The organism is Bacillota bacterium (genome assembly GCA_013177945.1).
Lineage (GTDB): Bacteria > Bacillota > DSM-12270 > Thermacetogeniales > Thermacetogeniaceae > Ch130.
Map to the genome: position 1 here is coordinate 1 of JABLXW010000049.1, position 2,931 is coordinate 2,931.

General features: G+C 51.7%; 6 protein-coding genes. All 6 read left to right on the forward strand.

Annotated elements, in window-relative coordinates; all coding sequences use genetic code 11:
• Nucleotides 1-194: 194 nt before the first annotated feature.
• The 6 genes from HPY58_14080 to HPY58_14105 are packed head-to-tail and all read left to right on the forward strand — an operon-like array spanning nt 195 to nt 2,800.
• Nucleotides 195-752: a 3D domain-containing protein gene (locus tag HPY58_14080; protein ID NPV30741.1), complete on the forward strand. Its 558-nt coding sequence runs from the start codon at nt 195-197 to the stop codon at nt 750-752.
• Nucleotides 739-1,017: a hypothetical protein gene (locus HPY58_14085; protein ID NPV30742.1), complete on the forward strand. Its 279-nt coding sequence runs from the start codon at nt 739-741 to the stop codon at nt 1,015-1,017. The genes HPY58_14080 and HPY58_14085 overlap by 14 nt, the downstream gene beginning before the upstream one ends.
• A complete protein-coding gene (locus tag HPY58_14090; GenBank protein NPV30743.1) occupies nt 1,001-1,396 on the forward strand; it encodes an HAD family hydrolase in 396 nt (131 codons plus the stop codon). The genes HPY58_14085 and HPY58_14090 overlap by 17 nt, the downstream gene beginning before the upstream one ends.
• Nucleotides 1,393-1,767: a hypothetical protein gene (locus tag HPY58_14095; protein NPV30744.1), complete on the forward strand. Its 375-nt coding sequence runs from the start codon at nt 1,393-1,395 to the stop codon at nt 1,765-1,767. The genes HPY58_14090 and HPY58_14095 overlap by 4 nt, the downstream gene beginning before the upstream one ends.
• Nucleotides 1,768-1,769: 2 nt before the next feature.
• Complete coding sequence (locus HPY58_14100; GenBank protein NPV30745.1) at nt 1,770-2,234, forward strand: cytidine deaminase; 465 nt, start codon at nt 1,770-1,772, stop codon at nt 2,232-2,234.
• Nucleotides 2,234-2,800: an AAA family ATPase gene (locus HPY58_14105; protein ID NPV30746.1), complete on the forward strand. Its 567-nt coding sequence runs from the start codon at nt 2,234-2,236 to the stop codon at nt 2,798-2,800. Before HPY58_14100 ends, HPY58_14105 begins: the two co-directional genes overlap by 1 nt.
• Nucleotides 2,801-2,931 lie beyond the last annotated feature (131 nt).

Genomic DNA, 2,931 nt, shown 5'->3' on the forward strand with positions numbered 1-2,931 from the left:
GGCTAAAGCCCTGGAGTATGCCGAGAACATCGAAAGCGACCTCAAGTTTTACCGCGAAGTTCAAGGAATGCGCGTTGCCATGGACACAATCAAAGATGCAAAGGCATTGGTATTGCTGTTAAAGGAGGTACAAAAGGACTGCCCGGAATGTCACCTATTCCAGGGGCAATCAAACAATAAGGCGAGGGATCTAAATGACCGGGAAAATGCAAGTAAAACCACGCGGTTATTTTCTACTGGGTGTGGCGATAACTCTTATAGTGTGGCTTTTGGCAGCGAAGACCGGCGAAGGAGGTTCGGAGTCAGGAGCGCCCGGCAGTAGTTTGGAAACTATATCTTTAGAGACATTCGCCAGCGGAAACGATCACTCCGCCGCCTTATCTAACCGTAATATCCATGCCCTTCTGTTACCTGAAGGAACAACATTGATTATGGAGGCAACGGCCTATACTTCGGGCTATGAAAGCACTGGGAAAAAACCTGGAGATCCGGACTATGGCATAACCTTTTCCGGATTGCCGGCTATGCGGGGCGCTGTGGCGGTTGATCCCGATGTCATTCCCCTCCATTCTGTGCTATTGATAGAAGGATATGGTTACGCGGTGGCGCTGGACACAGGTTCGGCCATTAAAGGCAACAGGTTGGACGTTTACTTTGATGACCCGCAAAAAGCCAAGGCCTGGGGTCGGCGGCAGGTCGAGGTTCGGCTAATTTCCCGTGGTGGGGTGAGGGAAAGCAATGGGCAAAGGTGATATGCAGCGATTTAAGTCACGCCTACGGGCGCTGCGCCAGCAATGCGACAACGAGAAGCAAGAGGCGGTTAAAGCAGGATTTCAAGCTGCCGTGATGATGGCCGGGGAGTACCTGATGAAGCACTACCATTGGGAGGAAAGCAAAATAAGGGAATTTATCCACGGGCTTATGAATTATACCTCTGCCAAATTGGAGAGGCGGGCCATTTCGCCCGAAATAGAAAATTCCAGCAAGGAGGGGATAACAGGTGAACGTGTTCTTTGATGTAGACGGCACCATAGCGGCTCTACGGCCGCCACATTCTGTGAGGCCTGGTTGCCTGGAACTGTTCCGGCTGTTAAAAGCTGAGGGTCGTCGGGTTTTCCTCTGGTCCGGCGCCGGGGTAGAGCACGCCAGAAGATTTGCCCGTCTACACGGTTTGGATAAATATCTTGACGGTTATTACGAAAAGGGCGCCCGGATCACACAGGGCGACGAGCCACATGTTTGCATTGACGACCATCCTTATGACATACCCTTGGGAGTTGTAGGGGTGGTAGTAGAACCATTTCTTTTCCCTTCGGGCGAGGCGGAAGATAATCTTGTGCGGGCGGTGCGGTCTTTTCTCCAGGAGCTTAATCTTCCCGGGGAGGATATGGCATGAAGTGTCCCAAGTGCGGGAAGGAAGCAAATAAGCTCACCTACGGAATGCAGCGCCAACCGGACCGCTACTTTTGCCCGGAGTGTTGTATTGAGTTTACCAAGACTGTCATCTATAAACTTACCGAGGACGGAGGCTATAAGAAAATGCTGATTAAAGAAGAACGTCTAGAGACCGTCGGCCGGACCTGCCTGGTTATCAAGTACAGTAACGGTGACACCGAGACCGTTTCTGATGTGGAAAGACTGGGTAACGTTGGCGGGTGGATGGTCATACAGATGGCTGGTGGCGAACAGATGCTGATCAACGGGGATAACGTTTTCTCCATCACAGAAGTTAGGGCAATTTCCAATCGTCGTGTCAAAGGAGCTTAATCATGGGACGGTATGAGGGTAGGCCTTCGTGGCGGGAGACTTTCATGGCTGTAGCCCGGACTATGGCGGCACGCAGTACCTGCCTCAGGCGCCAGGTTGGAGCGGTCCTGGTGATAGATAACAGACTGATAGCTACAGGATACAACGGCGCGCCCAAAGGCCTCCCTCACTGCCGCGAGGTCGGCTGCCTGCGGGATAAGTTAGGGGTCAATTCCGGCGAGAGGCACGAATTATGCCGGGGCGTACACGCCGAAGAGAACTGTATTATTCAGGCTGCCGTGTTCGGTGTTGGTACTCAGGGTGCCGAGATCTACGTCACCCATCAGCCCTGCAGCATGTGCGCTAAGACCCTGATAAACGCCGGCATAAAGGCCATCTACTTCGCCGACGGGTACCCGGACGATATGACGCAGCGGTTGTTGAGCGAGGCAGGAATTCACTTTGAACGGATCGAGGGGGACCGATAATGAGGATAATGCTTTTAGGTAAGGCCGGGGCGGGTAAAAGCACCACTGCGGAATATCTGGTTAAGAAATATAGTTTCGAGAGGTATGCTCTGTCTGACAAGCTCAAAGAGATTGCCCGCGAACTATTTCCCCATCATGGCAAAAACAGGACCCTTTATCAGGACCTGGGGACCAAAATGCGGGAGATAGATCCGGAAGTCTGGATTAGATACCTTCACCGCAAGATTGAAAACGAAGCTCTTCCCGATGTTGTGGTTGAGGACATCAGGTATAGGAACGAATTCGAGTTTTTTGCCGGCCAGGGCTTTGTGCCGGTACGCTTGAACTGCAATTATGAGACCAGATTGGCCAGGCTTAAAAAGCGTGACGGCAAGGTGGATTTGGAGCGGCTTAACCATATCTCTGAAACTGAACTCGACCATTTGACGGTACTAGAAATTGACAATAACGGGGAACTCCAGGATCTCTATCGCCAGATTGACACCTGGATGGGGCATTTCCACAACATGGTTCAAACAGTAAAGATACCTTTCAAACATTCTAGAGTGAAACATGGCGGGAGGTAATAGCATGATCGAGATTATTAAGCGGCCCAATGGGCACGAGCATGTTAAGGAACGGCTTGCAGGTCAACGGGCCCAAGTAAGCTACAACAGCGATGGCCATCTTGCAGTGAGGCTCTTGGGATCTGACGGAG

What these genes read in the sequence shown, in the direction of transcription:
- HPY58_14080 (NPV30741.1), top strand. Translation starts at nt 195, where the DNA reads ATGACCGGGAAAATGCAAGTAAAACCACGCGGTTATTTTCTACTGGGT.
- HPY58_14085 (NPV30742.1), top strand. Translation starts at nt 739, where the DNA reads ATGGGCAAAGGTGATATGCAGCGATTTAAGTCACGCCTACGGGCGCTG.
- HPY58_14095 (NPV30744.1), top strand. Translation starts at nt 1,393, where the DNA reads ATGAAGTGTCCCAAGTGCGGGAAGGAAGCAAATAAGCTCACCTACGGA.
- HPY58_14100 (NPV30745.1), top strand. Translation starts at nt 1,770, where the DNA reads ATGGGACGGTATGAGGGTAGGCCTTCGTGGCGGGAGACTTTCATGGCT.
- HPY58_14105 (NPV30746.1), top strand. Translation starts at nt 2,234, where the DNA reads ATGAGGATAATGCTTTTAGGTAAGGCCGGGGCGGGTAAAAGCACCACT.